The organism is Rhodanobacter spathiphylli B39, from assembly GCF_000264295.1.
Lineage (GTDB): Bacteria > Pseudomonadota > Gammaproteobacteria > Xanthomonadales > Rhodanobacteraceae > Rhodanobacter > Rhodanobacter spathiphylli.
This window is the reverse complement of sequence record NZ_AJXT01000008.1, coordinates 24,467-51,223: the sequence shown is the minus strand read 5'-3', so window position 1 is coordinate 51,223 and position 26,757 is coordinate 24,467. Positions and strand designations below refer to the sequence as shown.

The window sequence follows — 26,757 nt, the reverse complement described above, 5'->3', positions numbered from 1 at the left end:
CGGTACTAGCGGCAGGGAATGCGCCCTGCCGTTGCTGCATGCGGGCTGTTGCCGAGGCTCATCGCAGTCGTTGCGGTGAGCCTCCTGTCGTGTGGCTGCAACAGTCTTCGCTACTACGCGCAGGCCGCGCACGGACAGGGCAGCCTGGTTTTCCATCGGCGTGCGCTGGACAAGGTGATCGCGGATCCGGCCACACCCGCGCTCTTGGCCACGCGGCTGCGCCTGGCGCAGCAGGCGCGGGCGTTCGCCAGCGAGCAACTCGCGCTGCCCGGCAATCGCAGCTACACCACCTATGTTTCGCTGGATCGACCGTACGTGGTGTGGAACGTGTTTGCCACGCCGCCCTACTCGGTGCAGGCGGTGCCGCAATGTTTCCCGATCGCCGGCTGTGTCGCCTACCGGGGCTGGTTCAGCGAGGCGGCGGCGCAGCAGGATGCGGCCCGGTTGCGTGTCCGCGGCGACGATGTGTGGGTCGGTGGCGTGCCGGCCTATTCGACCCTGGGCTGGGTCGACGATCCGATCCTGTCGAGCATGCTGCGCTGGGACGACGACGAACTGGATGGCACGATCTTCCATGAGCTGGCGCACCAGCTGGTCTACGTGAAGGGCGACACGACCTTCAACGAATCGTTCGCCAGCTTCGTGCAGCAGGAAGGCCTGCGCCAGTGGCGCCGCTCGCGCGGACTGCCGGCCGGGGATGGCGGGCGCCAGGCGATGGACGACGGCTTCACCCGACTGGTGCTCGACCTGCGCAACCGGCTGAAAAACGTCTATGCGAGTGGTGCCGACCAGGTCACGATGGAGGCGGGCAAGCGGCGCGAGCTGGCGGCGTTCCGTGTCCGCTATGCGCAGTGGCGCGACAGCCAATGGCCGGGCGAGCACCGATATGACGCCTGGGTGGCCGCGCCAATCAACAACGCCCGCCTGCTTCCGTTCGGCCTGTACGAGCAATGGATGCCCGCGTTTGCCGCGCTGTTCGCGCGATCGGAGCGCAGCTGGCCCGCCTTCTACGCCGACGTCCGGCAGTTGGCGCACAAGCCGAAGAGCGAACGCGACGAGACGCTGCGCCATCTGTGCAACGGTGCGTGTTCCGGGGCAGACTGAAGCCCCCATCGCCGGAGTGTCGCCATGGTCAATGCCGAAAAGCGGGAGCTGATCCAGCGCTACGTTGACGCCTACAATCGTTTCGATGTGGACGGCATGCTGACCATGCTGACCCCGGACGTCCTGTTCGAGAACATGGCGGACGGCCAGCTCAACGTCGCCACGCAGGGCACGACCGAGTTCCGGCAGCTGGCCGAGCAGGGTGCAGCGCTGTTCGCCGAGCGCAGGCAGACGATCACCGCCTGGGAGTTTCGGCCAGCCTCCGTGCTGGTGACGATCGCCTGGCGCGGCGTATTTGCCGCAGACGTGCCCGACGGTCCGCGCGCAGGTGCCGAGCTGACGCTGCAGGGCGAGTCGGAATTCGAGTTCGCCGGTGGGCGGATCAGCCGGATCGTCGATCGCAGCTGAGTCGCACGGCGGTCACGGCGTGGATTTGCGGCTGGCCATGTGCCGCAGATAGGCCAGCACGGCATCCAGGTCTGCATCGGAGACCGCGCTGCGGTCGAAGCCGGGCATCTTCGCCTGTGGCCACCGCCTGAGCGACTGCGGATCGCGAATGAAGGCGCGCAGCAGGTCGGCGCGCAGGTATTCGGTGGGATTGTGCGGCAGGTTCAGATCCGGGCCGAGTTTCGCGTCGCCCTGGCCGTTGAGCGTATGGCAGGCCAGACAGGTGCGCTGGAACACCACGAAGCCCTGTCGCACCTGGCTGTCGGGGGGCAGCGACGGGTCGGGCTGCAGGGCCGGGAAGCGCGCGGCGACCCCGGCCAGCTTGCGGATGGCGGCCAACTGGTACGGCCACTGTTCCGGGCCGACATGCGCGGCCTGTGGCCGGGTCCAGACCACGTAGAACGGCCCTGCGCTGCCCTTGCCGCGGGGTAGGCGGGGCCACGGCTGCGCCGGGTCCTCGATCGCCAGCCAGGCCGTGCTCCCTTTTCCGTTCAGCAACAGGGCGGCGGGGACTTCGGCGGCAAAGCCGTCACTGGCCACGAACTGCAGGTGGTCGCCGGCATCGAGCCCTTGCAGCAGGTCATTCAGTGGCAGCGCGCGGTAGCGCATCGGCCGGCCGAAGGCCACGTCCTCGGGCACGCTGATCGTGCGCACGTCGCCGCGCTTCAGCAGTGCTTCGCTTTGCCAGGTGGTCGGGCCGTGGCCGAGATCGATCTTCAGCTCGGCGGCCGTGGCCGGCAGCAACAGGCTCAGGGCGAACAGGCCGGTGATCAGCAGTTTCATGGTGGACTCCGACAGGAAGCGACGATCGTAGACCACAAGGGATGCCACGTGGCGCCGGCCCGCGGTTCGGGGCAGCCTGTCGCCCAGCTGAACGCATCCCGTCATGCACATTGAACTCACGTGGCCTTGTCCACACTAAGCCCGTGTATCGCCGTGATGGCGACAAAAAGTGAGGCGGTTCATCGCATCACTGAGGGGTCGGCATTTCCTCCCCTGGATGCCACCTGACAAACCCCATCAGTCCTCCCCTGGCTGATGGGGTTTTTTTTTGCGCGCGGCCCGGCGCCGTCGCGTGGGCGCCGGCGCGGCATGGATAATGGATCACTCCCGTTTGCCGCTGGGCTTCTGATGATCATCGAATCGCTGCTTGATACCGACCTGTACAAGTTTTCCATGATGCAGGTGGTCTTGCACCAGTACCCCGCGGCCCAGGTCGAGTACCGCTTCAAGTGCCGCACGCCAGGCATCGACCTGGTGCCGTACATCGACGAGATCCGCGGAGAACTGAAGACGTTGTGCCAGCTTCGCTTCACGCCGGACGAACTCGACTACCTGCGTACCTGGCGTTTCATCAAGAGCGACTTCGTCGATTTCCTGGGGCTGTTCCAGCTCAACGAGAAGTACGTGGACATCGCACCGGCTGCCGCGGGCAACGGCGAGATCGAGATCCGCATCCGCGGGCCGTGGCTGCACACCATCCTGTTCGAGGTGCCGCTGCTGGCGATCGTCAACGAGGTGTACTTCCGCAACACCAGCGCCGGCCTCGACCTCGGCGAGGGGCGCCGCCGCCTGCAGGCGAAGATCGCCCTGCTGCGCGACACGCCGGATTACGGCGGTTGCAAGATCGCCGACTACGGCACGCGCCGGCGCTACTCGCGGAGGTGGCAGGAAGAAGTGGTGACGGCACTGCGCGACGGACTCGGCGCCCAGCTGGCCGGCACCAGCAACGTATGGCTGGCGCGCAAGCTCGACCTGACGCCGCTGGGCACGCTGGCCCACGAATATCTGCAGGCGCACCAGGCATTGGGTCCGCGCCTGCGCGATTCGCAGGTGGCGGCGCTGGAGGCGTGGGCGAAGGAGTACCGGGGCGACCTCGGCATTGCGCTGTCGGACGTGTACGGGCTGGACGCGTTCCTGCGCGATTTCGACATGTACTTCTGCAAGCTGTTCGACGGCACCCGCCACGATTCCGGTGACCCGTTCGCCTGGGGCGACAAGGTGCTGGCGCACTACTGCGCGAACCGGGTCGACCCCCGCGGCAAGGTGCTGGTGTTCAGCGACGGGCTGGACATCCCCAAGGTGATGCAGCTGTACGAGCACTTCCGCGGCCGCTGCCTGCTGGCGTTCGGCGTGGGCACCAACCTCACCAACGACGTGGGCCCGGTGCCGCTGAACATCGTGATCAAGATGATCCGCTGCAATGGCCAGCCGGTGGCCAAACTCAGCGACTCGCCCGGCAAGAACATGTGCGAGGACGAGAAGTACGTGGCGTACCTGCGGCAGGTGTTCGACATCCCCGCATCGCAGGGATGAGGCGACTTGCTCCTTCCTGCTTGCAGGGGTGGAGGTTGCTCGGGCGGGCGTGGAAGGTCAGGAGCACCCGACCCCAATCCTCCCCTGCGACCGAAGGAAGTCCCTTTGGGGCAAGCAGGGAGGGAGTGCCAAGGTCAGAACGCCGGCAGCACGGCGCCGTGGTACTGCTGTTCGATGAATGCCCTGATCTCGGGACTGGTCAGCGCCTTCGCCAGTTTCTGCACGCGCGGGTCGTTCCGGTTGTCGGGGCGGCCGACCAGGTAGTTCACGTAGGGTGAGTCCTTGTCCTCGATCAGCAGGGCGTCCTTCGTGGGGTTCAGGCCGGCGGCCAGCGCGTAGTTGGTGTTGATCAGGGCCATGTCCACTTCGTCCAGCGTGCGCGGCAGCATCGCCGCCTCCAGCTCGCGGAACTTCAGATGCTTCGGATTCGCGGTGACGTCCTTCAGCGTGGACATCTCGTTGCTCGGGTCCTTCAGCGTGATCAGGCCGTGTTTCGCCAGCAACAGCAGCGCGCGGCTGTTGTTGCTGGGGTCGTTCGGCAGGGTGACGCTGGCGCCGTCGGGCAACCGGTCGATGCTCGTGTACTTGTGCGAGTAAGCACCGAACGGCTCGATGTGCACACCGGTGACGATCACCAGGTCGGTGCCGCGTTCGCGGTTGAACGCATCCAGGTACGGCCTGGTCTGGAAGTAGTTCAGGTCGATGTTTTTCTCGGCCACCTGGGTGTTCGGCTGCACGTAGTCGGCGAATACCCTGATCTGCAGGTCCACGCCCTGTTTCGCCAGCAGCGGTTTTACCTGCTTGAGGATCTCGGCATGGGGAACCGCGGTAGCGGCCACGGTGAGGACGTGATCGTCCTGTTTCGGCGCGGAGCAGGCCGTCAGCGAGAGCAGGATCAGGGTCGTGGCGAGGAAGACGTGCAGCAGTTTCATGGCGGAAGTTCACTTGTGCAATGCACAATAATAGACGTCTATACCGCCAAACACAAATCGTGCGATGGCGCCGACGAGGACGCGTCAGACCTTGGGTCGGGAGCAGTAGCCAGCCAGCAGGAGCAGGGCCAGGGTGGCGGCGAGGGCGGCGAGCAGCAGTTCCAAGGCGGCGATTCCGATGAGCGGCCCACGAAGGTAGGCCGCCCATGGCGCCAGGCACAAATGATCAAGTCAGCGTTGCTTATAACGCAGCACGATGCGGTCGCCGATCATCTGCAGCACCTGCACCAGCACGATCAGCAGCACCACGGTGACCAGCATGTAGTCCGACTTGTAGCTGAGGTAGCCGTAGCGGTACGCCAGGTCGCCAAGTCCGCCCGAGCCGATCGCGCCGCCCATTGCGGTGTAGCCGACCAGGGCGATCGCGGTGACCGTGATGCCGGCGAACAGGCCGCCGCGTGCCTCGGGCAGCAGCACATGGCGCACGATCTGCCACAGGCTGGCGCCCATCGCCTGGCTGGCCTCGATCACGCCCTGCTGCACTTCGCGCAGCGCGGTCTCCACCAGCCGCGCGAAGAACGGCGCCGCGCCGATCACCAGTGGCGGAATCGCGCCGCGGATGCCCAGCTTGGTGCCGACCAGGGCGTAGGTGACCGGCATCAGCACGATCATCAGGATGATGAACGGCACCGAGCGAAGGACGTTCACCAGCAGCGAGGTCACCGCGTAGAGCTTCGGCATCGGCCGCAGCTGGCCCTTGCCGGTGAGGTACAGCAGCACGCCCAGCGGCAGGCCGATCAGCACGGTGAGCGCCAGCGAGCCGCCCAGCATCAGCAAGGTGTCGATGCTGGCGCGGCCGATCTCGCCCCAGTCGTCGATGTTGGGGAAAAGTTTCTGCAGCGGATTCATCGGGGCAGCTCCTCGATCTCGATGCCGGCCTCGCGCAGCGCGGCCAGTGCGATTTGCACCTGTGCGCCCTGCATCGCCAGGGTGAGCTGGCCGTAGGGCAGATCCTTGATGCGGTCGATGCGCCCGGCCAGGATGTTGAATTCCACGCCGGTTTCCCGCGCCACCCGGCTCAGCGACGGGGTCAGCGTGGCGTCGCCGCGGAAGCTCAGGCGCACGATGTGGCCGGGCACCTGCGCGAAGGGCGTGTGTTCGCTGGCCGCTTCCTCGGGCAGGGCCTCGTTGACGAAGCGCCGGGTCGTGGGGTGCTGCGGGTGCAGGAACACGTCGGCCACCGGGCCGTGTTCGACGATCACGCCGGCGTCGAGCACCGCCACGCGATCGCACACGCGGCGCACCACGTCCATTTCGTGGGTGATCAGCACGATGGTGAGTTTCAGCTCGCGGTTGATCTCGGCCAGCAGTTCGAGCACCGAGGCGGTGGTCTGCGGATCGAGCGCACTGGTGGCTTCGTCGCAGAGCAGGATGGACGGCCGGTTGGCCAGCGCGCGGGCGATGCCCACGCGCTGCTTCTGGCCGCCGGAAAGCTGTGACGGGTATTTGTCCGCGTGGTCGCTGAGGCCCACCCGTGCCAGCAGCTCGCCCACGCGGGCCTGCAATGCCGCCGTGTCGCGTTCTCCGGCCAGTCGCAGCGGGAACGCCACGTTGTCCGCCACCGTCTGCGAGGCGAGCAGGTTGAAGTGCTGGAAGATCATGCCGATCCGTCGTCGCTGCGCGCGCAGTGCCGGCTCGGCCAGCGCGGTCATCTCGGTGTCGTTGACGAAGATGTGCCCGCCGCTGGGTCGTTCGAGCAGGTTGATCAGCCGTATAAGCGTCGATTTGCCGGCGCCGGAAAGGCCGATGATGCCGAACACCTCGCCATCGGCAATGTCGAGATCGAACGGCTGCAAGGCAGGGATGTCCCTGCCGTCGACGCGGTAGGACTTGTGGACATCGACGAAACGGATCACGGCGTGGGCCTGGCCAGCGGGTGGATGCGGCATTCTATGCCACGGGCCCGGCCACCGATGGCGTATGCTGCCGGATTGCCCCATCAACACGGAGTCCGGCCATGTCCAGCGTCTACGATTTCACCGTTCGCGATATCGAGGGCCAGCCGCGCTCGCTGGCCGAGTGGCGTGGCAAGACGCTGCTGATCGTCAACGTGGCCTCCAGGTGCGGCTTCACTCCGCAGTACAAGGGACTGGAGACGCTGTGGCAGGACCAGCGCGACCAGGGGCTGGTGGTGCTGGGCTTCCCGTGCGACCAGTTCGGTCACCAGGAGCCCGGTGACGAGGCCGAGATCCGCAACTTCTGCAGCACCCAGTACGACGTGACCTTTCCGATGTTCGCCAAGATCGAGGTGAACGGCGAGCACGCCGACCCGCTGTACAAGTGGCTGAAAAGCGAAGGCAAGGGCATCCTGGGCAGCGAATCGATCAAATGGAACTTCACCAAGTTCCTGGTCGATGCGGACGGCCAGGTGGTCAGGCGCTACGCCTCCACCGACACGCCGGAGAAGATCGGCAAGGACACGCGGGCACGTCTCGGCGGTTGATGGGCCGAAGTTGCCGTCCGGACCACGGCAGGCCGGGTTCACGGGCCTGCATGGCCCGTCTTCCGATCCCTCGCAGGCGCCTTGGCGGCCTCTGCTAAACTGCGTGATTCATGTCGGCGATGTGGCCGGCGAACCCGAACCCGATCGCGAGATGACCATGCAGATTGCCCAGAACTCCGTAGCCGCCTTCCATTACACGCTGACCGACGACGAAGGCCAGGTCATCGACAGCTCCGCCGGTCGCGAGCCGCTGACCTACCTGCATGGCCAGGGCCATATCGTGCCGGGTCTGGAAAAGCAGATGGAAGGCCGTTCGGTGGGTGACAAGTTCGACGCCCACGTGGCGCCGGAGGAAGGTTACGGCGTGCATCACGCCGAGCTGATGCAACAGGTTCCGCGCGAGGCGTTCCAGGGCGTCGAGGACATCCAGCCCGGCATGCAGTTCCAGGGCAACGGTCCGGAAGGCCAGATCAACGTCACCGTGAGCAAGGTCGAGAACGGCGTGGTGTTCATCGATGCGAACCACCCGCTGGCGGGCAAGACCCTGCACTTCGCCATCGAGGTGACCGACGTGCGCGACGCCACCGCCGAAGAGCTGCAGCATGGTCACGTGCACGGCGCCGGCGGCCATCACCACTGAGTTTGCGCCAGTCGTGACGCGGCACCGATGAACGAAGGCCCGGCAGCTTGCCGGGCCTTCGTCGTATTCAGTACCAGTCGAGCAGCGAAATGCCCACGCCGAGGTAGGTGGCGTTGTGGTTGTAGTCGATCAGGCTTTCGCCATAGCCCTTGAACACTTCCATGTAGCCGCGCAGGTTGCCGGCCATCGGAAAGCTCCAGCTGAAGCGGGCCGCGCCGTGGCTGCGGCTGCCGCCGCGCATCGAGTGGCGCAGCATCATGCCGAATTCCTGGCCGTGCCATTCATGCACGATCTGCACTTCGCCGCGTCCCATGTAATCACTGATGTCGGGATTGTCGTCGTCGCTGCGCGCTTCCGGGATGCGCCACCACGGACGCAGCATCACCGTCCAGCCGTCGCGTTCGAAGCCGACGTCGGCGATCACCCGGTTCCAGCTGCGCGACAGCGGATCGCCGCGGCCATTCGACTGGTGGTCCACGCCGATGCCCAGCAGGCGGCCAGTCCAGCCAAACACCCGGTAGTGGGTGTCGAACACCAGCGTCGCCTCGGGTTCGTAATCGGTCTCGCGGAACGGGCGCGAGAGGGTCGAGTTGTAGACCTGCCAGCGCGATGACTGGGTATAGCCCACCCACAGGTCGCCGGCGTCCCCGAACACGCCCTGCCAGACCTTGGCCTTCAGGCTCAGCTGGAACTTCGCCTCGACGTTCTGCAGCCGCTCGCTGTTGCCGCTGACGGTGTTGTCGGGACTCGGGCTGTGCGGGCGGTTGTTCTGGTGGCTGGTCATGAACGCCGGCATCACGTAGACCGGGTTGTAGCCGCGGATGTTGAACGTGCCGAGCTTGCTCTCCGGCGACAGCTCCCAGCGGCTGTCCAGCAGGGACAGTGGCTGTGCCACCTCCTTGTTGCCCGGTTCATCGGCGGACGCCCGCTTGTCGTCGCGGCCGAATATGCCTGGTGTGCGGGTGCTGGCATCCACGCGTTTGCGGGCCACCGGCAGGTTGACCCGTCCGGTGGCGTGGTCGTAGCAGGCCAGGCGTTGAGCATCGCTCTCGATGGCCGTGCAGCCGCGGATGTCGGTGGGGTCCGGGTTCTGCGCGTGCACGGCAGCGACGGCGCAGAAGCCGCCCAGGGTTACGGCCGCAGCCGCCATCAATGGCTTCATGTAAAGCGGATTCCTGGATCGGGCGCAGCAGTCTAGCGGAGCTCGCGTGGACTGTGGATGACGGTCGAGCGGACATCAACCGGCGCCGGCCCGAAGGCCGGCAGCCTTCGCTGCAACCTACTTCTGCGCGGCCCAGCGCTGGTATTCGTCCTTGCTGATGCGGCCGTTGCGGTTGTGGTCGGCGTAGATGAAATCGTTGGCCAGCAGGGGATAGGCTGAAGCCTGGTCCTCGGTGATGTAGCGAGTACCGCCGGACAACTGCTCGAACGACGGCGCCGGGCCCGCCGGGGGCGGCGCCGGCATGCTCGAGTGCACGGTCAACTCGCCACTCGGCGTATTCATGGTGGCGGTGGTCTGGTCGGCAGGCATGGGGGGCGTGGCCTGGGGCGTCGCGCTGGCGGGGGCGGTGTTCTGGGGCGTCGTGTCCTGTGTCGTCGAGTTCTGTGTCGCCGAGTTCTGTGTCGTCGAGTTCTGGGCAATCACCTGGCCCGCCAGCAGCAGGGCCGAGGCGGCGAGGGCGGTCAACAGCGGTTTGCGATATTTCATCATCGGAACTCCATGCCAGAATGATCGGGTGAAGTCGGCGGGTGCTGGATGGCACCTCGCAGTGATCGAACGAAGGCCACGCTAGCAGGGGATTTGTAAATGCCGTCTCAAGGTTTCGGTCATGAAGACGTGAAGAACAAGCATCGTTGGGCGGCGCTTCAGCAAGCGGCCACATGTTGAAGCTGGCCCAGGCCAGGGCCATGCAGCTGGCCGCCCAGGGCCTGCTGCAGCCGCCGAAGCGACAGCCCCGGCGGGCAGACCTGGTGACTGCCATCGAGCGCATGCGGATGCTGCAGATCGATACCATCCACGTGGTGGCGCGCAGCCCGTACCTCGTCCTGCATTCGCGCCTGGGCAACTACCCGATGGCGTGGCTGGACGAGGCGCTGGCGCAGGGGCAGCTCGCCGAGTGCTGGGCCCATGAAGCGTGTTTCGTCAGCGCCGCGGACATCGCCTGGCACCGGGGCGGACAGGATCATCGCAGCCATCACTGGGCGCACCGCCATGCACAGCGCGTTCACCGCGAGCACCGCAAGGACATGGACGCGCTGCTGGCGGGCATCCGCGATTCCGGCCCGGTTCGCGCCGCGGACTTCGAGCGCCGCGACGGCGGCGCCAGCTCGGGCTGGTGGGAGTGGAAGCCGGAGAAACGCTGGCTGGAGGCATGGTTTGCCCTGGGCGAACTGATGGTGGCCCGGCGCGACAGGTTCCAGCGCGTCTACGATCTGGCCGAACGGGTGCTGGCCGGGCTCGACCCGCCGTTCGACGTCACGCTCGCTTTCTCGCCGGCACAGCAGCGCCGGCATTTCATTCTCGAAACCGTGCGGGCGCTGGGCGTGACGCCAGCGGCGTGGATCGGCGACTACTTTCGGCTCAAGCCCCGGGTCAGCGATCGCGAGCTGGCACCCCTGCTGGAAAGCGGCGAACTGCTGGCAGTGCCGGTCGAGGGCTGGGGTACGCCCGGTTATGTGCACCGCGAGCATGCGGAATGGCTGGACAAGGCGCTCGCCGGAAAGCTGCGCGCCACCCTCACCACGCTGCTGTCACCGTTCGATCCGCTGGTCTGGGATCGCAGTCGCGTGCTGGCCATGTTCGGCTTCGAATACACGCTCGAGTGCTACACGCCGGCCGCGAAGCGTCGTTACGGCTACTTCGTGCTGCCGATCCTGCACCGGGGACGCCTGGTCGGCCGGCTGGACGCCAAGGCGCATCGCGACACCGGCGTGTTCGAGGTCAAGGCCCTGTTCCTCGAACCGGACGCAAGGCCCGAGCCGGCTCTGGTGAGTGCCGTGGCCAGGGCCATCGCGGCCACCGCGACATGGCATGGCACGGAAAAGATCAGGCTGGGAAGCACGCAACCGGCATCGCTGGGTCGGCTGCTGCGCGCGCAGTGGCGAGCGGCCCGGGTGAAGCTTGCCGGCCCGGGCTGAGCGGCTTCTACGGCGTGCTTGCTGCGGGCGCGGGATTTTCCGCGCAGGACTTCCCGTCCAGTGCCTGACGCAACTGGCTGGATAGCGAATTGCAGCGCGCCGCCAGTTGCGGCCGGATGGACGGGTTCTTCGAATCGCGCAGCAGGCTGCTGCGCATTGCTTCATAACGCGACTGCAACTGGTCCGGCGCATAGATGTCCGCAGCGCGATGGCAGGCAAGGTAACTCGACAGATAATCGTCGCAGGCGGGAATCCCGGTTTCGTCCGTCGACTCCGCCTGATCGTCGCCCGCACTGGCAGCGGAGGCGCTCTGGTGACGGGTGTGGCTGGTCGGTGCAGTGGTGGTGGCGGTGGTGCCGGTGGCCCGGGTGTTCGGGTGTTCGGCGCAGCCAGCCAGCAGCAGGCCGGCAAGCGCGCCAACCAGGATCGTGCGGGGCAGCTTGGGCATGTCGATCTCCTCGGGGGTCTGGGTCTTTGGCGGGTCCATGCGCACAGGGAACCGGCCGGCTCCCGCCACTAGAGCGCGCGGCCAGTCAAGAAAACCTGAATTTCCGCATGCCATGGCTTCAATGCCCGGGACACGGAGGTGATCCGCGGCCGGATTGGCGTTTCCGGTGGCCCGTGACGGGAATTCGTGTTTTCCCGTTTCATGCCGGACACGGGCAACACCACGGGAATGGATTCGCCGATTCGACCTGGGGGAGCGAATCGCCGGGTCGGGGAATGGGTCGGTTCGATTGCTGGCCATGACAGGAAAACCGCGCACGGATGTCCGGTTTTCCCTTCACGAAATATCCTCCTGCGGCGCCGCTTGACAAATCACTTGCCGGCAAAAAATCCGTTATGCTTGGGGTGCTGCGTCTGCTTGGCTACAAGAGTGCCCGGTAGGGATTTCCTGAATCCGACTGTTGCACCGGACCCTGCATGCTCAGTAAAACCGTCGGCCCGTTGGGGCCGGTTTGTCTCAGCGTTCGGATTTGGATCGGAGTGAGTCATGGCGGATCGTGAAGTAGGTACTGTGAAGTGGTTCAATGACGCCAAGGGTTTCGGCTTTATCAGCCGCGATAATGGCCCTGACGTGTTCGTGCATTTTCGCGCCATCACCGGCTCGGGTTTCAAGAGCCTGCAGGAAGGTCAGAAAGTGAGCTTCAATGTCGTGGACGGACAGAAGGGCTTGCAGGCCGAAGACGTTACCCCCGTTTGATCGCGGTAGCGGAACCTGTATGAAGGGCCGGCGCAAGCCGGCCCTTTTTTTTGTGGTCGACGCGGCGATTGGTTAGCCTGTGGGAATGTCCGACCCTTCTTTTGATGATGCTTCCGCCACCACGTCGCTGGTGATCCCGGTCACTGCCGCGGACGGCGCACGCTTCGAGTTGCTGGCGGTGTTGCCGGCCGGCGCCTGGCACCAGTTGTTGTACTGGCTGCCAGCGATGGGCATGCCGGCCCGTCACTACCTGCGGCTGGCCCAGGCGCTGGCCGAACGCGGCATCGCCGTGGTGCTGCACGAATGGCGCGGCATCGGCTCCAGCGATCGCCGCGCCGGTCGCCGCTGCGACTGGGCGTACCGCCAGCTGCTGCAGGATGACCTGCCCGCCGGCATGGCATTGCTGGAAGCGCGCTGGCCGCGGGCGCGCAAGTGGCTGGGCGGCCACAGCCTCGGTGGCCAGCTGGCACTGCTTTGCGCGAGCCTGCATCCGTCGATGTTCGCCGGGTTGTTGCTGGTGGCCAGTGGCTCGCCGTACTGGCGGCGCTTCCGGCATGGCTGGCTGATCGCCGCGGCCTACGCGCTGGCGCCGTGGCTGGCGCGACTGATGGGCTACCTGCCGGGGCGTCGCATCGGTTTCGGGGGCAACGAGGCGCGTGGCGTGATCGACGACTGGGCGCGCAGCGGCCGCAGCGGTCGCTACGCCGCCACGGGCATGTCGCAGGACTTCGAGGCACGGCTCGCCGCCCTGCAGCTGCCGGTGCTGGCGCTGCGACTGAAGGAAGACTGGCTCGGTCCGCAGGCCTCGCTGGAATGGCTGCTGGGCAAGCTGGGTGCAGGCATCCGGCAGATCGAGGTGATCAACCGCGATGATCTGGGCGGCCGGCCGGCCGACCACTTCGGCTGGATGGAAACGCCGGTGCCGATCGCCGCATGCATGGCCGAATGGTTCACCGTGCAGGATGCGCTGTTCGCCGAACGCGTACAGTCGACAGCTTGATTCCCGACTCCGTCGCCCGGATGTCGACCCTTTCGATCCGATGGATGCCCTGATGAACCTGTTCGATCCGTTCCAGCAACGCAGCCTGACCTTGCGCAACCGGCTGGTGGTTTCGCCAATGTGCGAATACTCGGCCACGGATGGCGTGCCGAACGACTGGCACCTGGTGCACCTGGGGAGTCGCGCGGTCGGCGGCGCCGCCGTGGTGATCGCCGAGGCCTCGGCGGTCTCGGCGCAGGGGCGCATTTCTCCGCAGGACACCGGTTTGTGGAACCAGGCCCAGCTGCAGGCATGGCAACCGATCACCCGCTTCATCGGCGAACACGGGGCGATCGCCGGCGTCCAGCTGGCCCACGCCGGGCGCAAGGCCAGCACCTTGCGTCCCTGGGACGGCCACGGCCCGGTGCCGGCCGGGCAGGGCGACTGGCCCGTGGTGGGCCCCTCGGCGCTGCCGTTCGACACCGGCTGGAACGTGCCGCTGGCATTGGACGAGGCCGGCATCCAGGCGGTGATCGCCGATTTCCGCGCCGCGGCGGCACGCGCGCTGGAGGCCGGCTTCCAGCTCGTCGAGGTGCATGCGGCGCACGGTTACCTGCTGCACCAGTTCCTGTCCCCGCTGAGCAACCGCCGCGACGACCGTTACGGCGGCAGCTTCGAAAATCGTACCCGGCTGACCCGTGAAGTCGTGGCCGCCGTGCGCGAGGTGTGGCCGGACAACTTGCCGTTGTGGCTGCGCGTGTCGGCGACCGACTGGGCCGACGAAGGCGGTTGGGACCCGGCGCAGAGCGTGGAGCTGGCGCGCATGGTGAAGCCCCTGGGCGTCGACCTGATCGACGTTTCCAGCGGCGGCCTGCTGCCGCACGTGAAGATCCCGCTGGGACCGGGCTACCAGGTGCCGTTCGCCGCGCAGATCCGCCGCGAGGCCGACATCGCCACCGGCGCCGTGGGCTTGATCACCGAAGCCGAACAGGCCGACCGGATCATCGCCGATGGCGAGGCCGACCTGGTGCTGATCGCCCGCGAAAGCCTGCGCGATCCCTACTTCCCGCGGCGGGCGGCGCAGCAACTGGGCGCAAAAATCGCCGCGCCGGCGCAATATCAGCGGGCCTGGTAAGGAGCACGTGATGGAAAGTCGTCCCCGGCTGATCGCCGACGCCCGCGAGCACGACCTCGGCGACGGTTTCGTCGTGCGTCGCATGCTGCCGGTGCTGCAGGCGCGCCATGTCGGTCCGTTCGTGTTTTTCGATTACATGGGGCCGGTGAATTTCCCGGCGGGCAAGGGCATGGACGTGCGGCCGCACCCGCACATCGGCCTGGCCACGGTGACCTGGCTGTTCGACGGGGCGATCCGCCACCGCGACAGCCTGGGCAGCCTGGCCGACATCCGTCCCGGCGAGGTCAACTGGATGACCTCCGGCCATGGCATCACCCACTCCGAGCGCACGCCGCCCGACGAACGGGCCGCTGGCCAGAAGCTGCACGGCATCCAGGTCTGGGTCGCCCTGCCGCAGGCCGATGCCGAGGTAGCGCCGGAGTTCCACCACCATGGCCGCGAGGCCTTGCCGCGGATCAGCGGGCCAGGCGTGGAAGGCGTGCTGATCGCGGGCAATGCCTACGGTCAGCGTTCACCGGTGAAGGTGTTCGCGCCGATGTTCATGCTGGAAGTGAGTCTGCAAGCCGGCGCCGAGCTGGCCTTGCCGACCGGGCACGCCGAGCGCGGCGTGCATGTGGTCGACGGCTCCGTGAGCTGGGGCGAACTGAAAGTCGGCAAGCACCAGATGGCGGTGCAGGCCGGCGAACAGCCGCCTCCGTTGCACGCCGGCGAACCAAGCCGGTTGATCCTGTTCGGCGGTGCGCCGCTGGATGGCGAGCGCCATCTGTGGTGGAACTTCGTGGCCAGCAGCCGCGAGCGCATCGAGCAGGCCAAGGCGGACTGGAGCGAAGGACGCTTTCCCACCGTGCCCGGCGACGAGGAAGAATTCATTCCCTTGCCGGCATAGCGCCACATTCCGCAGGGATGCGGCAGAATCGGGCCGTCCAAACGCGGAGCCTCGCCATGTCCGGCTACAGCAGTTTTGCCGAGTTCTATCCGTTCTACCTCGGCGAGCACGGCAACCGCCGCTGCCGCCGGATGCATTTCATCGGCAGCAGCCTGGTGATCGCGGTGGTCGTGCTTGCCGTGTCCAGCGGGCAGTGGCGCTGGTTGTGGCTGGCACCGCTGTGCGGTTACGGCTTCGCCTGGATCGGCCACTACGTATTCGAGAAGAATCGCCCGGCCACCTTCAGGCATCCGCTGTACAGCCTGGCCGGCGACTGGGTGATGTACGCCCAGATGCTGCGCGGCAAGCTCAGCTTCTGACTTCAGCTCTTCTCCCTCCCCTGCTGGCAGGGGATGGTCGGGGTGGGGTCGCTCTTGCCTCAGCGATACTGCTGATGGCAGCTCTTGCAGGTTTCGCCCACCGGCTTGATCGCGGCCACCAGCGCCTCGCAGCTGGCCGGCGCGGCCTGCACCGCCTGTTGCAGCTGGGTCTGCAGCTTGCCGGCGTCGTCGGTGAAGGTCTTCTCGCTGATCCCGAACACCGGCGTGATGTCGCTGGCGGTGGAGGCGAGGCGTTCCAGGTGGTGCTGCACCCGGGCCGGCTCGCACTGCTTCGCCTTGATCGCGTCCTTCAGTTCGCCCACGTGATAGCCCATGGTATCCATGACCGCCTTCGGCATCGGATTGCGTGCGCTCAGCGCGTTCATCACGTTGACGGTGCCGATCACGCCGATCACCAGGCCAAGCAGGATCATCAGGGCTGCGCGCATGGATGAGGTTCCGATCATGAAGAGAACGCCAAGGATACCCTGCACCGACGCACCCGTAGCCACCGTCCACGATAAAATGCCCGCTCTCCACAGCAAGGCCCGCCCGTGATCCGTCCAACGATGACCCGATGCCGCAACGGCGGCCCGCGATGAGCGAGCCAAACTACCCGGCCGAACGCTTTGCCGGCGTCGAGCGCCTGTACGGCAACGGCAGCGTGGCCACGCTGGCGCAGGCGCATGTGTGCGTGATCGGCATCGGTGGCGTCGGTTCGTGGGCGGTCGAGGCGCTGGCGCGCAGCGGCGTGGGCCGGCTCACCCTGATCGACGCCGACGAGGTCTGCGTATCCAACACCAACCGCCAGCTGCACGCGCTGGATGGCGAGTACGGCAAGACCAAGGTGGGCGTGATGGCTGCCCGCGCCCATGCGATCAACCCGACCCTCCGGCTCGAGGCGGTCGAGCGTTTCCTCACCACCTCGACCCTGGACGAACTGCTCGACCGCGGCTACGACGTGGTGCTGGATGCCTGCGATGCGTTCCGGGTGAAGCTGGAAACCATCGCGTGGTGCCGGCGGCGCAAGTTGCCGATCGTCAGCGTGGGTTCGGCCGGCGGGCGCACCGACCCCACCCAGATCCGCGTGCGCGACCTGTCGCGCACCGAGCACGACGCGATGTTCAGCCTGATCCGCAAGAAGCTCCGCGCCGACTTCAACTTCCCCCGCAACGCCAGCCGCTACTTCGGCGTTTCAGCCGTCTATTCGCTGCAGAACGTGCAATACCCGCAACCGGACGGCACCGTGTGCGGCACCCGCCCGCCGGGCGGCGATTCGCTGAACCTGGCCTGCGGCGGCGGCCTGGGCGCGGCCACCCACATCACCGGCGCATTCGCCTTCGCGGCGGTAGGCAAGGTGATCGAGAAGCTGCTGGGGAAAAGCGAGAAGTGAGTGAAGAGGAGCGAGAAGTGAGTGAAGAGCCTGCTTTCTCTCTTTTCTCACTCCTCTTCACTCGCTCCTGCTCCCTCACCAGCCCATGTACTGCCCGCCGTTGATCGCCAGGTTGGCGCCGGTCATCCAGCAGGTTTCCTCGCCGGTGAGAAAGGCCACGGCGTGGGCGATCTCTTCGGGCTTGCCCAGGCGGCCCAGCGGGATCTGCGCCTCGATCTTGGCGCGCACTTCTTCCGGCACGGCCATCACCATGTCGGTGGCGACGTAGCCGGGCGAGACGGTGTTGACGGTGATGCCGAACTTCGCGTTCTCCTGCGCCAGCGAGATGGTGAAGCCGTGCATGCCGGCCTTGGCTGCGGCGTAGTTGGCCTGGCCGTACTGGCCCTTCTGGCCGTTGATCGAGCTGATCTGCACGATGCGGCCCCACTTGCGCGCACGCATGCCGTCGATCACCGCGCGGGTGACATTGAAGCAGGCGTTGAGGTTGGTGTTGATCACGTCCGTCCACTGCTGATAAGTCATCTTGTGGAAGGTGGTGTCGCGGGTGATGCCGGCGTTGTTGACCAGGATCTCGACCGGGCCGCACTTCTCCTCGATCGCGCGCACCATCGCCGCGCAGGCATCCGGGTCGGTGACGTCGCCGGCGACCAGGCATACATCGATGCCCTCGGCCGCCATCGCCTGGCGCCAGGCTTCCGCCTTGTCCGGGTCACGGTAATTGCTGGCCACCCGATGCCCCTGCCTGGCCAGGTAGCGGACGATTGCGCTGCCGATGCCGCCGGTGCCGCCTGTGACCAATGCCGTACGCTGAGTCATTTCCCTGGATCTCCTGTTCGGTTAGGCGCGAATGCGATCGCACCGAAGCATGGCAGACGCATGTTTCAGCCGTCCCCTGGTCGCCTCGACGCGTTCCGTAGTTATAGCGGTTCAGGCGACAGAGTGACCGCTGCAATGCGGCAAACGGGCCGGATCGAAATGGGCCAGTGCGTGCAGCAGCAGATCGTCCACCCCGCCGCGCCCGGCATGCGGCAGTGGCAACTGCAGGAAGGCGAGGGCGCGTCGCAGCGCCGGCACGGGGTCGGCCGGGTCGACCGGGAACGCCTGTGCGGATTTCGACAGCTTGCTGCCATCCCCATCCAGCACCAGCGGCAGGTGGCGATACGCCGGCGTCGGCAGACCCAGGCAGCGCTGCAGCCAGATCTGGCGCGGCGTGGAGTCGAGCAGGTCCAGCCCGCGCACTACCTCGGTGATGCCCTGGAAAGCGTCGTCCACCACACAGGCCAGCTGATAGCTGTACAGGCCGTCGGCCCGGCGCAGCACGTAGTCGCCCACCTCGTTGCGCAGGTTCTGCCGCTGCTGGCCCTGCAGGGCATCCTCGAACGCGATGTCGAGATCCGGCGCGCGCAAGCGCCAGGCTGGCGGTTGGTCGGCCTGCGGCGAAGCAACGCAGCGGGCATCGCGATGAAGGCCGTCGCCGCGCGCCAGTTCGCTGCGGCTGCACCAGCAGGGGAACAGCGCATTGGCGGCGCGCAGTTGCTCGATCGCCGCCGCGTAAGCCGCCGTCCGCGTCGACTGGAACAGCGTCGGCCCGTCAGCGACCAGGCCGAACGCAGGCAGCGCCGCCAGGATGCCCGCCGCCGAACCGGCAACCTCGCGTGGCGGATCGATATCCTCCACCCGGACCAGCCATTCGCCGCCGGCATGCCGCGCGCACAGCCAGCTGCCCAGCGCGGCGACCAGCGAGCCGAAGTGCAGTTGTCCGGTGGGCGAGGGGGCAAAGCGGCCGCGATAAGTCATCGGCGCATCTTAAATGCCGCTCCAGACCCTTGAAAGCGCGCCTTGCCGCCCCGAATCTTCGACCGTCCACCATTCCCCTTCATGACTGCCACAAGAGAGACAGCCATGCGTCGCATCGCGCTATTCATCGCCACCAACCTTGCCGTGCTGCTCCTGCTGAGCATCGTCTGCCGCCTGTTCGGCATCGACCAGATGGCCGCCGCACGCGGCTACGGCGGCATGGGCGGCCTGCTGGCCTTCGCCGCCGTGTTCGGCATGGGCGGGGCGTTCATCTCGCTGGCGATGTCGAAGATGATCGCCAAGTGGTCCACCGGCGCCCGGGTGATCGAGCAGCCGCAGAACGAGACCGAGCGCTGGCTGGTCGACACCGTCCGCCGCCACGCGCATAACGCCGGCATCGGCATGCCCGAGGTGGCGATCTACGACGCGCCGGAGATGAATGCGTTCGCCACCGGAATGACGAAGAACAGCTCGCTGGTGGCGGTAAGCTCCGGCCTGCTGCAGCAGATGGATCGCGAACAGGTCGGCGCCGTGCTTGGCCACGAGATCGGCCACGTCGCCAACGGCGACATGGTCACCCTGACCCTGATCCAGGGCGTGCTGAACACGCTAGTGATCCTGGCCGCCCGCATCGTTGGCCGCGCCGTCGACAGCTGGATGAGCGGTGGCCGCGACGAGAATCGTGGCGGCGGTGGCATCGGCTACTTCGTGGTGGTGATGGTGCTGCAGGTGGTGTTCGGCCTGTTCGCCTCGATGATCGTCGCCGCGTTCTCGCGCTGGCGCGAGTTCCGCGCTGACGCGGCGGGTGCGCAGTTTGCCGGCCGCGGCGCGATGATCTCCGCGCTGCAGCGGCTCAAGGTCGATCACGGCGAAAACACGCTGCCCAACACCATCGCCGCGTTCGGCATCTCCGGCCCGCTGGCGGAAGGCTTCAGGAAACTGTTCATGAGCCACCCGCCGCTGGACGAGCGCATCGCCGCGCTGCAGAAGGCCGGCTGATTGAAGCTTTACTCCCTCCCCTGCTTGCAGGGGAGGGCTGGGGTGGGGTGCTCCTGAGCTTGTCTTTGGAAGCCAAGGTCAAAAGCGAACCCCCTCCCGACCTCCCCCTGTCATGCAGGGGGAGGAGCCAACGCCCATCGTCAACGCAACTCTGGAACATCAACGCATGAACGCACCCGCCGAAACCCGCAAGTTCGAAGCCGAAGTCGCCCAGGTCCTGCACCTGGTCACGCACTCGCTGTACTCGCACAAGGAAATCTTCCTGCGCGAGCTGATCTCCAACGCCTCCGACGCCTGCGACAAGCTGCGCTTCGAGTCGATCGCCAACCCTGAGCTCTCGGCCGGCGACAGCGAACTGCACATCGACGTCAGCTGGGACCCGGATGCGCGCACCGTCACCGTGCGCGACAACGGCATCGGCATGACCCGCGATGAAGTCGTGGCCAACATCGGCACCATCGCCAGTTCGGGTACGCGCCGCTTCCTGGAAGCGATGAGCGGCGAGCAGAAGGCCGACGCGCGGCTGATCGGCCAGTTCGGCGTGGGCTTCTATTCCGCCTTCGTGGTGGCCGACAAGGTCACCGTGCTCACCCGTCGCGCCGACGCGCCGGAAAGCGAAGGCGTGAAGTGGGAGAGCGACGGCAAGGGCGAGTATTCGCTGGAACAGGTCGACGAACCACTGCGCGGCACCGCGGTGATCCTGCACCTGAAGGCCGACGAGGACGAATTTCTCAAGCGCTGGCAGCTGCGCTCGCTGATCACCCGCTACTCCGACCACGTCGCCTTCCCGATCCGCATGCCCAAGGAGAAGGACGACAAGCCCACCGACGAATTCGAAACCATCAACGCCGCCTCGGCGCTGTGGACCAAGCCGAAGTCGGAGATTTCCGACGAGGACTACCAGAGCTTCTACAAGTCGCTCGGCCACGATTTCAACGACGCGCTGGCGTGGACGCACAACCGCGTCGAAGGCAGCCAGAGCTTCACCACCTTGCTGTACCTGCCGTCGCAGCCGCCGTTCGACCTGATGATGGGCGGCCGCGACGAGCGCAAGGGGCTGAAGCTCTACATCAAGCGCGTCTTCATCATGGACGCCGCCGAAGAGCTGCTGCCGAACTACCTGCGCTTCGTGCGCGGCGTGGTCGATGCCGATGATTTGCCGCTCAACGTCAGCCGCGAAATCCTGCAGCACAACCGCCAGCTCGAGCGCATCAAGGCTGCTTGCGTCAAGCGCGTGCTCGACCTGATCGAGAAGCTGGCAAAGGACGAGCCGGAGAAATTCGCCACCTTCTACAAGGCCTTCGGCAACACACTCAAGGAAGGCATCAGCGAAGACGCCAACAACCGTGAGCGCATCGCCAAGCTGCTGCGCTTTGCCTCCACCAAGGGCGACGGCACCAGCCAGACCACCTCGCTGGACGACTACATCGGCCGGATGGCCGTGGGTCAGGACGCGATCTGGTACATCACCGCCGACAGCTACGCCTCCGCCTTCGGCAGCCCGCAGCTGGAAGCGTTCAAGGCCAAGGGCATCGAAGTGCTGCTGATGTCCGACCGCATCGACGAGTGGATGATCGGCAGCCTGAGCGAATACGACGGCAAAAAGCTGAAGAGCGTTGCCAAGGGCGAAGTGCCACTGGACGAGGCCGACAAGAAAAAGCAGGAAGAGGCGACCAAGGAAGCCGAGCCGCTGCTGAAGAAGCTCAAGGAGCTGCTGGGCGATCGCGTCGGCGAAGTGAAGGTGTCGGCGCGCCTCACCGATTCGCCGTCCTGCCTGGCGCTTTCCGATTACGAAATGGCCCCGCACCTGGCCCGCCTGCTGCGCGAAGCCGGCCAGGACATGCCGGAGTCCAAGCCCACCCTGGAGATCAACCCGCAGCACGCACTGGTCAAGCGCGTCGAGACGGAAGCCGACGAAGCCAAGGCCCGTGATCTGGCCACCCTGCTGCTGGAGCAGGCGGAGATTTCCGCTGGCGCCCAGCTGCCCGACCCGGCGGCCTTCGTGCAGCGGATGAACCGGGTGTTGCTGGGGTAAGACGCCAAGTACCCTGCAGTCCAGGAGCCCGCCATCCGGCGGGCTTTTTCCATCTGCGCATTCCCGCGATTGAGAACCGGGGAGGGCCGCCGGCTCTTTGCAGTCCGACCGCACGTCATCCTGCGCAGGTCCGGGGGCGATCCTTCCTTGGTGGCAGCGGAACCGCGGGAACGGCGACAATGACGACATGACCAACGAAAGCCTTCCCCCCGAATTTTCGAATGCCCTCGATGAACTGTGGAATCATTGCGTCGGCATGATTGCCCGCGGCGTCGATTACCCGCACTACGTCAACGCCGTGAACGTCCTGTACGGCCGCCACGACGTTCTCCGCTGGCCGGTGGCGCTCGCCGTGGCAAGGTCGGTATGGCGACAGACACCGCAGCCGACGCTGAACTACGCCTTGCCGTCACTGCCGGCGACCGAGCGCAATGCCGCCTGCCCGTGTGGCTCCGGTCAGAAGTACAAGAAGTGCTGCCTGATGCTGGAGCACGACCTGCCGATGGGGCAGATCAACTTCCTGCCCACGCTGCTGGAGCATTTGCCGCGTCGGCGCTGGAGCGAGCTGGCCGGCAGCCGGATTGCGCCCGACATGGTGGCGCATGCCGCCATGGAGCTGGCCACCGGCAATTTCACCAGGGAAGCCTGCGCCTTGCTCGAACCCTGGTTCGTTGCCGACGCTGATTTCCATGCCGGACGTGAAGCCTTGTTCGATACCTTGCTCGATGCCTATGGCCAGCTGCAACGGCCCCGCAAGAAGGCGCAGCTGCTCGCACGTGCGATCAAAGTGGGCGACCGTCGCCTGCGTTCGGCAGCCCTGCAGCGCCAGGCGTCGATCGCCTCCGACAGCGACGACTACGCCGGTGCGTGGCAATACTTCGCCGAAGCGCAGCGCAGCGACCCGCAATCGCCTTCGCTGTCGCATCTGGAGGTCACCCTGCTGATGTCCGAGGGGCGCCACGCCGAGGCACGCGAGCGCGCACGCTTCTGGGCGCATCGGCTGGCCGCCATGCGTGATCCGGAACTGGAACACCTGGTGGCCTTCATGCGCAATATCGTTACCCATGGCGAGCAAGCCATGGAGCAGATGGCGCTCGACAACCAACCCGACTTGCGCGAACTGGCGCAGCTGCTGCAGACGGCGCCGGCGATCGCTTCGGTGTACACGCTGGAGCCGAGCGGTGAACAAGCCGGCCCGCTCGAACCGACCCGGGCCATGGCCAAGGCGCTGCAAGGGTGGGAGCAACTCGCGGGCAGCAACAGCCACTCCCCGGTATTCGGCGGCGAGGGTGCCGACATTGCGCAATGGTTGCCCGAACTGCGCCGACAGCCGCAGCTGTGGAATGCGTTCGAGGTGCTGGACACCATCGTGGCAGCCATCGACGAAGTCGGCATGGGCATATTCACCGCAAACCTCGCGCGATCCGTGCTGGATCGCGCCGAGCGCCTGCTGCGCGAAGTGCTGCGTGCCAATCGCGCCGAAGGCAAGCGGCTCGAGTGGGGCTGGTTGCAGAACCGGCCTGCGCTGAACCTGATCGGCCAACGCGTCGCCATCGATGCCGGGCAAGCGCCCGACGCCGCGCAAGTGGCGCGGCTGGAATGGCTGGTATGCGAACTCAATCCCAGCGACAACCAGGGCTTTCGCCACGCCCTGGTGCGCGCCTACCTGCACACCGGTCGTGTCGCGGACGCGCTGGCACTCACCGAGTGCTACCCCGACGATTTCGCCGCGATGCAATACAACCGGGCGCTGGCGCTGTTCGCCGCCGGTCAATCCGATATGGCCATCGGCGCGCTGGGCGACGCCGTGGCGGCCTATCCGAAACCGGCGGCCTGGCTGCTCAAGGCCAATCCCAAGCCGCCGCGGCAAGACGGCTGGGGCATCGCCGTCGGCGGTGACGAGGAGGCATGGATCTATCGACAGGAGACGCTGGCGCTATGGCAGCAACTGGACGCAATGTCGTGGCTGCAGCAGTCGGTGCGCGCACTCGGGAAAAAACGCTGAGCATCCGGCCTCGCGCGGCACGCATGCCCGCCGCAAACGCAGGCATGCACGCCCACGTCATCTGTTCGGATATCTCGGCCGCGCATGCTCTGTAGCCACTGCCAAACGGGTTACCACGCGCCCTACGACCGCTTCGAGCGACTGGCCACGAACCCCGCAGCGCCGAGCTTCCTGATGCGCTGCAGACAGTGCGCCGCGCTGTGGAACGAAACGTCCGGCGCGCCGGAGTTGCTGACGCGAACCCATGCACGTTGGTTGTATCCGGCGGCACGGATCTAGCGGCGACAACCCGGCGCAACCCGCAGCGACACGTTTTCCGGCTGCGAGGATTTCGCCTATGTGCTGAAGAACAACCAACGCGCCACCCTGATCGGCGAAGCCACCGGCAGCGGCGCCCACGGCGGCGGCCCGCACTGGCTGACTGCGCACTTCGTGATGTTCGTCCCCTCCGGACGCCCGATCAGCCCGTTCACGCACACCGACTGGGAGAACATCGACGTGGTGCCGGACGTGCATTCCTCGGCGAAGAAGGCGCTGGACCTGGCGCAGGTGGCCGCGCTGAAAGGGGTGATCGCGGGTGAGAAGGACGAGGATCGGCGGTAGAGGTTGCAGGAGCGGTTGGGGGAGTTGTAGTGACCTGATGGGCCACGGGCTGCAGTGGTTCGATGCCAATGGTGTCCTTTCGTACCGGACCGATCCCGGCGCTAGCCGGGATCGGTTCATCTTCCTCGATCGTCTTCCCGGCGAAGGCCGGGACCGCATTTGCCCCTGTCGATCGTGGTCAGGACTCTCGTCCGCCGTTCACGCGCATGAGGCCAGTATTCCTGCGTTGCTTCAACTCGGGCACCCATGCCCTCGCTCTTGAACGTCGCTATCTTTGATGCACACTAGCGCAGCGGCATTTCCTTCGTTGTCTTCTCAAGAATCTTCATCGACTCGGCGTTCCGCTTTTTCCATTCGCGCAACTCCGCGTCGTTCTGCGAATCGCTCACATAGATGGTCGCCCGGGTATGCGGTGTGGGTGCTGTGGCAGGGCGGGGCAGGATGGGTGGTCTCGGTCTATACGTAGTCCGGGTGACGCCAGGACTCACGACGACGGGTAGCGGCGCGGTCGGGGTGGAAGGCGACAGTCCAGCGATAAGCAGCAAGCCTGCCACCATGCTTCCGCTGAGGGCGAGCGGTGTATCCAGCGGACTCACCGCACGCGCCCTGGTTTTTTGCAGCGAACGCACCGTGGCGATCAGTTCGCCGCCGTGGATCAGTTCGATGGGTTTGCCTTGGGCGAAACGTCGGGCGTCGCTGGTGTAGTCGCCGAGGGCGACAATCTTTACGGCGTCAGCTTTGTGATGCACCAGCAGGCCATACATCTCGCGCGCGACCTTGACGCCAACCTGCCAGTTCTGCCACTGCTTGCACTGCACCAGCGTGGTCTGGCCGCCCTTGCGCAGGATCAGATCGATGCCGCCGTCGGCGCCGCCGAGGCCGGTTTCCTCGACCGCATAACCCTGACGTCGGAAAGCTTCACCCGCGAGTTGTTCGAATTGCTGCCAACTCATCTTGCGCAGGCTGTCGATGCCGGTCTGGCTGTCGAGCAACTGGCGGCGGCGACGGCGGCTGATGAAAGAGACGATGGCAGCGATCCAGCAGCCGATCAGCAGCACCCAGGCGAGCGGGGCGTAGATGCCGGAAGCGGCTGTGTTGCCAAGACCGTGCAGCACTGGGCTGTTGAATGAGGCGAAGTACCAACCGACACCGTGACGTATCGCGACATATCCGATGAGGCCGATCAGGATGCCGATCCACCATGGCATGGCCGCGAGCTGTTCGAAGCCGCTTGGTTTTCGTTTGGCCATTTCCCTCCCCCTGAGCGTTCCCTGGCGCAGCCACCGTACTGCAAACACCGGTGGGGGAAAACCAGCTGGCCATGCCGAAACATCCGGCCCCGATCATCGGAACGAGGGCAGGGTCGGCTTTTCTTCGGGAAAGGTCAGGACTAGTGCTTGAAGCGATGCTCACGGTGCCACGCGAGGTAAGTGGCATGGGGCCTCAGGTCGGGGTTAAGCGGCACCCGCAGCCTTTTCTCCGGCAAGATCAATTTATCGAGTCCATCGGGTACACCGTGAGGCGATAGCAAGATGGTGTAGTCGTCGGCGAAGCTCAGCAAGCCGCGGTCGAATAGCCAATGAGCGGTGCCGGTGAGAGCGATGCCGTTGCGAACGGTGTCGGGGCCGTCTGCTTCGACCGAGCGAATGTGGGCAGCTTGGACTTCGGGCCGGCCACCGCCGTTGATCAACCGCAGGCCGGTGACAGCGCAGGTATTGGCGTAAGCGTTGCGGACGTGTCGCCGAAAGGCCAGGTCCCGGAATTTCCGCAGGCCGACCTGTTCGACGAGAGGGTGGATAACGTATTCGGGCACCGGTTCGGCCACTCGGTCAGCCAGCTCCCAGGGCTCAACTGCGACGGATATGCCTATCTGCACGATGATGGCAAATTCATCAGCCGGAATAAGGCGAACCGAGCGACCAAACGCTCCTTTATTGGCTGAGCCGTCTTCTTTTCTAAGGCCTGATTCGCGATATTCCGCGCCCTCGCGGAAGGAAACGCCTTGGTCGAACTCCAGGAAATTTTGCAGGTGCGCGTAGTAGTGGTCTGCGCGTTCCGGATCTTGTGTGATGTTCGTTACTTGAGCGATCGCGAAATACGCCTGTCGGCCAGTAGCACTGTTCCGGCCGGTAGTCCGTCGAGGTTCGTAATAGATGATCCAGTCGCCGACTGCCGCTTCAGCCTGGCGCAGATAGGTGCGAGGAAAGTGATAGCGCACCTCGATGAGATCGTCGTACGCAGAACTTTCCGAAGCAGTGAATATTGCGTTGGCCATGCTGCTC

The 26,757-nt window shown here is 65.9% G+C and carries 27 protein-coding genes and 1 pseudogene; 16 read left to right on the top strand and 12 right to left on the bottom strand.

All coding sequences use genetic code 11. The features are described from left to right. The first annotated feature begins 75 nt into the window (after window positions 1-75). Both UU7_RS05860 and UU7_RS05855 read left to right on the top strand, forming a co-directional pair. On the top strand, window positions 76-1,104 hold the full coding sequence (locus tag UU7_RS05860) for an aminopeptidase (protein WP_007806298.1): 1,029 nt from the start codon (window positions 76-78) through the stop codon (window positions 1,102-1,104). Between the two features lie 24 nt (window positions 1,105-1,128). Then, the gene (locus UU7_RS05855) at window positions 1,129-1,512 is read left to right on the top strand and encodes a nuclear transport factor 2 family protein (protein ID WP_007806295.1); all 384 of its coding nucleotides are present in this window, start codon (window positions 1,129-1,131) and stop codon (window positions 1,510-1,512) included. A gap of 12 nt (window positions 1,513-1,524) precedes the next feature. On the opposite strand, the gene UU7_RS05850 is transcribed toward UU7_RS05855, so the two are convergent. Further along, window positions 1,525-2,334, bottom strand: coding sequence for a cytochrome c (locus tag UU7_RS05850; protein WP_040672942.1), 810 nt, complete (start codon window positions 2,332-2,334; stop codon window positions 1,525-1,527). 348 nt (window positions 2,335-2,682) lie between these two features. Here UU7_RS05850 and pncB point away from each other — a divergent pair, with 348 nt between their 5' ends. Beyond that, window positions 2,683-3,867 (top strand): nicotinate phosphoribosyltransferase, encoded by a 1,185-nt coding sequence (gene pncB / locus UU7_RS05845; protein ID WP_007806291.1) that lies wholly within the window; start codon window positions 2,683-2,685, stop codon window positions 3,865-3,867. 134 nt (window positions 3,868-4,001) lie between these two features. On the opposite strand, the gene UU7_RS05840 is transcribed toward pncB, so the two are convergent. From UU7_RS05840 to UU7_RS05830, 3 genes are all read right to left on the bottom strand, one after another. After that, complete coding sequence (locus UU7_RS05840; protein ID WP_007806289.1) at window positions 4,002-4,799, bottom strand: MetQ/NlpA family ABC transporter substrate-binding protein; 798 nt, start codon at window positions 4,797-4,799, stop codon at window positions 4,002-4,004. A gap of 231 nt (window positions 4,800-5,030) precedes the next feature. After that, the gene (locus tag UU7_RS05835; protein ID WP_007806287.1) at window positions 5,031-5,708 is read right to left on the bottom strand and encodes a methionine ABC transporter permease; all 678 of its coding nucleotides are present in this window, start codon (window positions 5,706-5,708) and stop codon (window positions 5,031-5,033) included. Beyond that, a complete protein-coding gene (locus tag UU7_RS05830; RefSeq protein WP_007806285.1) occupies window positions 5,705-6,715 on the bottom strand; it encodes a methionine ABC transporter ATP-binding protein in 1,011 nt (336 codons plus the stop codon). The genes UU7_RS05835 and UU7_RS05830 overlap by 4 nt, the downstream gene beginning before the upstream one ends. Window positions 6,716-6,816: 101 nt before the next feature. Here UU7_RS05830 and UU7_RS05825 point away from each other — a divergent pair, with 101 nt between their 5' ends. Together UU7_RS05825 and UU7_RS05820 are read left to right on the top strand one after the other, a co-directional pair. Further along, the gene (locus tag UU7_RS05825; protein ID WP_007806283.1) at window positions 6,817-7,302 is read left to right on the top strand and encodes a glutathione peroxidase; all 486 of its coding nucleotides are present in this window, start codon (window positions 6,817-6,819) and stop codon (window positions 7,300-7,302) included. A 157-nt stretch (window positions 7,303-7,459) separates the two neighbouring features. Continuing rightward, window positions 7,460-7,942, top strand: coding sequence for an FKBP-type peptidyl-prolyl cis-trans isomerase (locus UU7_RS05820; protein WP_040672940.1), 483 nt, complete (start codon window positions 7,460-7,462; stop codon window positions 7,940-7,942). Between the two features lie 67 nt (window positions 7,943-8,009). On the opposite strand, the gene UU7_RS05815 is transcribed toward UU7_RS05820, so the two are convergent. Together UU7_RS05815 and UU7_RS05810 are read right to left on the bottom strand one after the other, a co-directional pair. Next, on the bottom strand, window positions 8,010-9,104 hold the full coding sequence (locus tag UU7_RS05815; protein ID WP_007806279.1) for a phospholipase A: 1,095 nt from the start codon (window positions 9,102-9,104) through the stop codon (window positions 8,010-8,012). 117 nt (window positions 9,105-9,221) lie between these two features. Next, window positions 9,222-9,650, bottom strand: coding sequence for a hypothetical protein (locus tag UU7_RS05810; protein ID WP_007806277.1), 429 nt, complete (start codon window positions 9,648-9,650; stop codon window positions 9,222-9,224). A gap of 173 nt (window positions 9,651-9,823) precedes the next feature. On the opposite strand from UU7_RS05810, the gene UU7_RS05805 reads away from it, so the two are divergent. Next, window positions 9,824-11,080 carry a winged helix-turn-helix domain-containing protein gene (locus UU7_RS05805; RefSeq protein WP_007806276.1) on the top strand — a complete coding sequence of 419 codons (1,257 nt, stop codon included), beginning with the start codon at window positions 9,824-9,826 and terminating at the stop codon, window positions 11,078-11,080. 7 nt (window positions 11,081-11,087) lie between these two features. On the opposite strand, the gene UU7_RS05800 is transcribed toward UU7_RS05805, so the two are convergent. Continuing rightward, window positions 11,088-11,528 (bottom strand): hypothetical protein, encoded by a 441-nt coding sequence (locus tag UU7_RS05800; protein ID WP_007806274.1) that lies wholly within the window; start codon window positions 11,526-11,528, stop codon window positions 11,088-11,090. 546 nt (window positions 11,529-12,074) lie between these two features. Between UU7_RS05800 and UU7_RS05795 the strand changes: the two genes are divergently transcribed. The 5 genes from UU7_RS05795 to UU7_RS05775 all read left to right on the top strand — a co-directional run bounded on the left by UU7_RS05795 (window position 12,075) and on the right by UU7_RS05775 (window position 15,643). Further along, window positions 12,075-12,284, top strand: a complete 210-nt coding sequence (locus tag UU7_RS05795; protein ID WP_007806273.1) for a cold-shock protein — start codon at window positions 12,075-12,077, stop codon at window positions 12,282-12,284. A gap of 85 nt (window positions 12,285-12,369) precedes the next feature. After that, window positions 12,370-13,284, top strand: a complete 915-nt coding sequence (locus UU7_RS05790; protein ID WP_007806270.1) for an alpha/beta hydrolase family protein — start codon at window positions 12,370-12,372, stop codon at window positions 13,282-13,284. A 52-nt stretch (window positions 13,285-13,336) separates the two neighbouring features. After that, the gene (locus UU7_RS05785; protein ID WP_040672938.1) at window positions 13,337-14,398 is read left to right on the top strand and encodes an NADH:flavin oxidoreductase/NADH oxidase; all 1,062 of its coding nucleotides are present in this window, start codon (window positions 13,337-13,339) and stop codon (window positions 14,396-14,398) included. A 10-nt stretch (window positions 14,399-14,408) separates the two neighbouring features. Then, the gene (locus tag UU7_RS05780; protein ID WP_007806267.1) at window positions 14,409-15,284 is read left to right on the top strand and encodes a pirin family protein; all 876 of its coding nucleotides are present in this window, start codon (window positions 14,409-14,411) and stop codon (window positions 15,282-15,284) included. Window positions 15,285-15,340: 56 nt separating this feature from the next. Next, a complete protein-coding gene (locus tag UU7_RS05775; protein WP_007806266.1) occupies window positions 15,341-15,643 on the top strand; it encodes an Mpo1-like protein in 303 nt (100 codons plus the stop codon). 59 nt (window positions 15,644-15,702) lie between these two features. Here UU7_RS05775 and UU7_RS05770 read toward each other — a convergent pair whose 3' ends face one another. After that, window positions 15,703-16,092 carry a cytochrome c gene (locus tag UU7_RS05770; RefSeq protein WP_007806264.1) on the bottom strand — a complete coding sequence of 130 codons (390 nt, stop codon included), beginning with the start codon at window positions 16,090-16,092 and terminating at the stop codon, window positions 15,703-15,705. A gap of 149 nt (window positions 16,093-16,241) precedes the next feature. Between UU7_RS05770 and UU7_RS05765 the strand changes: the two genes are divergently transcribed. Continuing rightward, window positions 16,242-17,036: a tRNA threonylcarbamoyladenosine dehydratase gene (locus tag UU7_RS05765; RefSeq protein WP_007806262.1), complete on the top strand. Its 795-nt coding sequence runs from the start codon at window positions 16,242-16,244 to the stop codon at window positions 17,034-17,036. Window positions 17,037-17,111: 75 nt separating this feature from the next. On the opposite strand, the gene phbB is transcribed toward UU7_RS05765, so the two are convergent. Both phbB and gluQRS read right to left on the bottom strand, forming a co-directional pair. Then, entirely contained in the window at window positions 17,112-17,852 is a 741-nt protein-coding gene (gene phbB / locus UU7_RS05760; protein ID WP_007806261.1) for a beta-ketoacyl-ACP reductase, read from the bottom strand. 111 nt (window positions 17,853-17,963) lie between these two features. Further along, window positions 17,964-18,833, bottom strand: coding sequence for a tRNA glutamyl-Q(34) synthetase GluQRS (gluQRS, locus tag UU7_RS05755; RefSeq protein WP_007806260.1), 870 nt, complete (start codon window positions 18,831-18,833; stop codon window positions 17,964-17,966). Window positions 18,834-18,938: 105 nt separating this feature from the next. Here gluQRS and htpX point away from each other — a divergent pair, with 105 nt between their 5' ends. The 4 genes and pseudogenes from htpX to UU7_RS05735 form a co-directional block, all read left to right on the top strand. Further along, the gene (gene htpX / locus UU7_RS05750) at window positions 18,939-19,832 is read left to right on the top strand and encodes a protease HtpX (protein WP_007806259.1); all 894 of its coding nucleotides are present in this window, start codon (window positions 18,939-18,941) and stop codon (window positions 19,830-19,832) included. A 166-nt stretch (window positions 19,833-19,998) separates the two neighbouring features. Then, window positions 19,999-21,867, top strand: a complete 1,869-nt coding sequence (htpG, locus tag UU7_RS05745; RefSeq protein WP_007806258.1) for a molecular chaperone HtpG — start codon at window positions 19,999-20,001, stop codon at window positions 21,865-21,867. Between the two features lie 187 nt (window positions 21,868-22,054). Continuing rightward, entirely contained in the window at window positions 22,055-23,872 is a 1,818-nt protein-coding gene (locus UU7_RS05740; protein WP_007806257.1) for an SEC-C domain-containing protein, read from the top strand. A 315-nt stretch (window positions 23,873-24,187) separates the two neighbouring features. Then, a pseudogene (locus tag UU7_RS05735) lies at window positions 24,188-24,475 on the top strand (hypothetical protein); the annotation flags it as partial. A 284-nt stretch (window positions 24,476-24,759) separates the two neighbouring features. On the opposite strand, the gene UU7_RS05730 reads toward UU7_RS05735, so the two are convergent. Further along, entirely contained in the window at window positions 24,760-25,725 is a 966-nt protein-coding gene (locus UU7_RS05730; protein ID WP_007806255.1) for a restriction endonuclease, read from the bottom strand. A gap of 140 nt (window positions 25,726-25,865) precedes the next feature. After that, complete coding sequence (locus UU7_RS05725; RefSeq protein WP_007806254.1) at window positions 25,866-26,750, bottom strand: HNH endonuclease; 885 nt, start codon at window positions 26,748-26,750, stop codon at window positions 25,866-25,868. Between the last annotated feature and the right edge of the window lie 7 nt (window positions 26,751-26,757).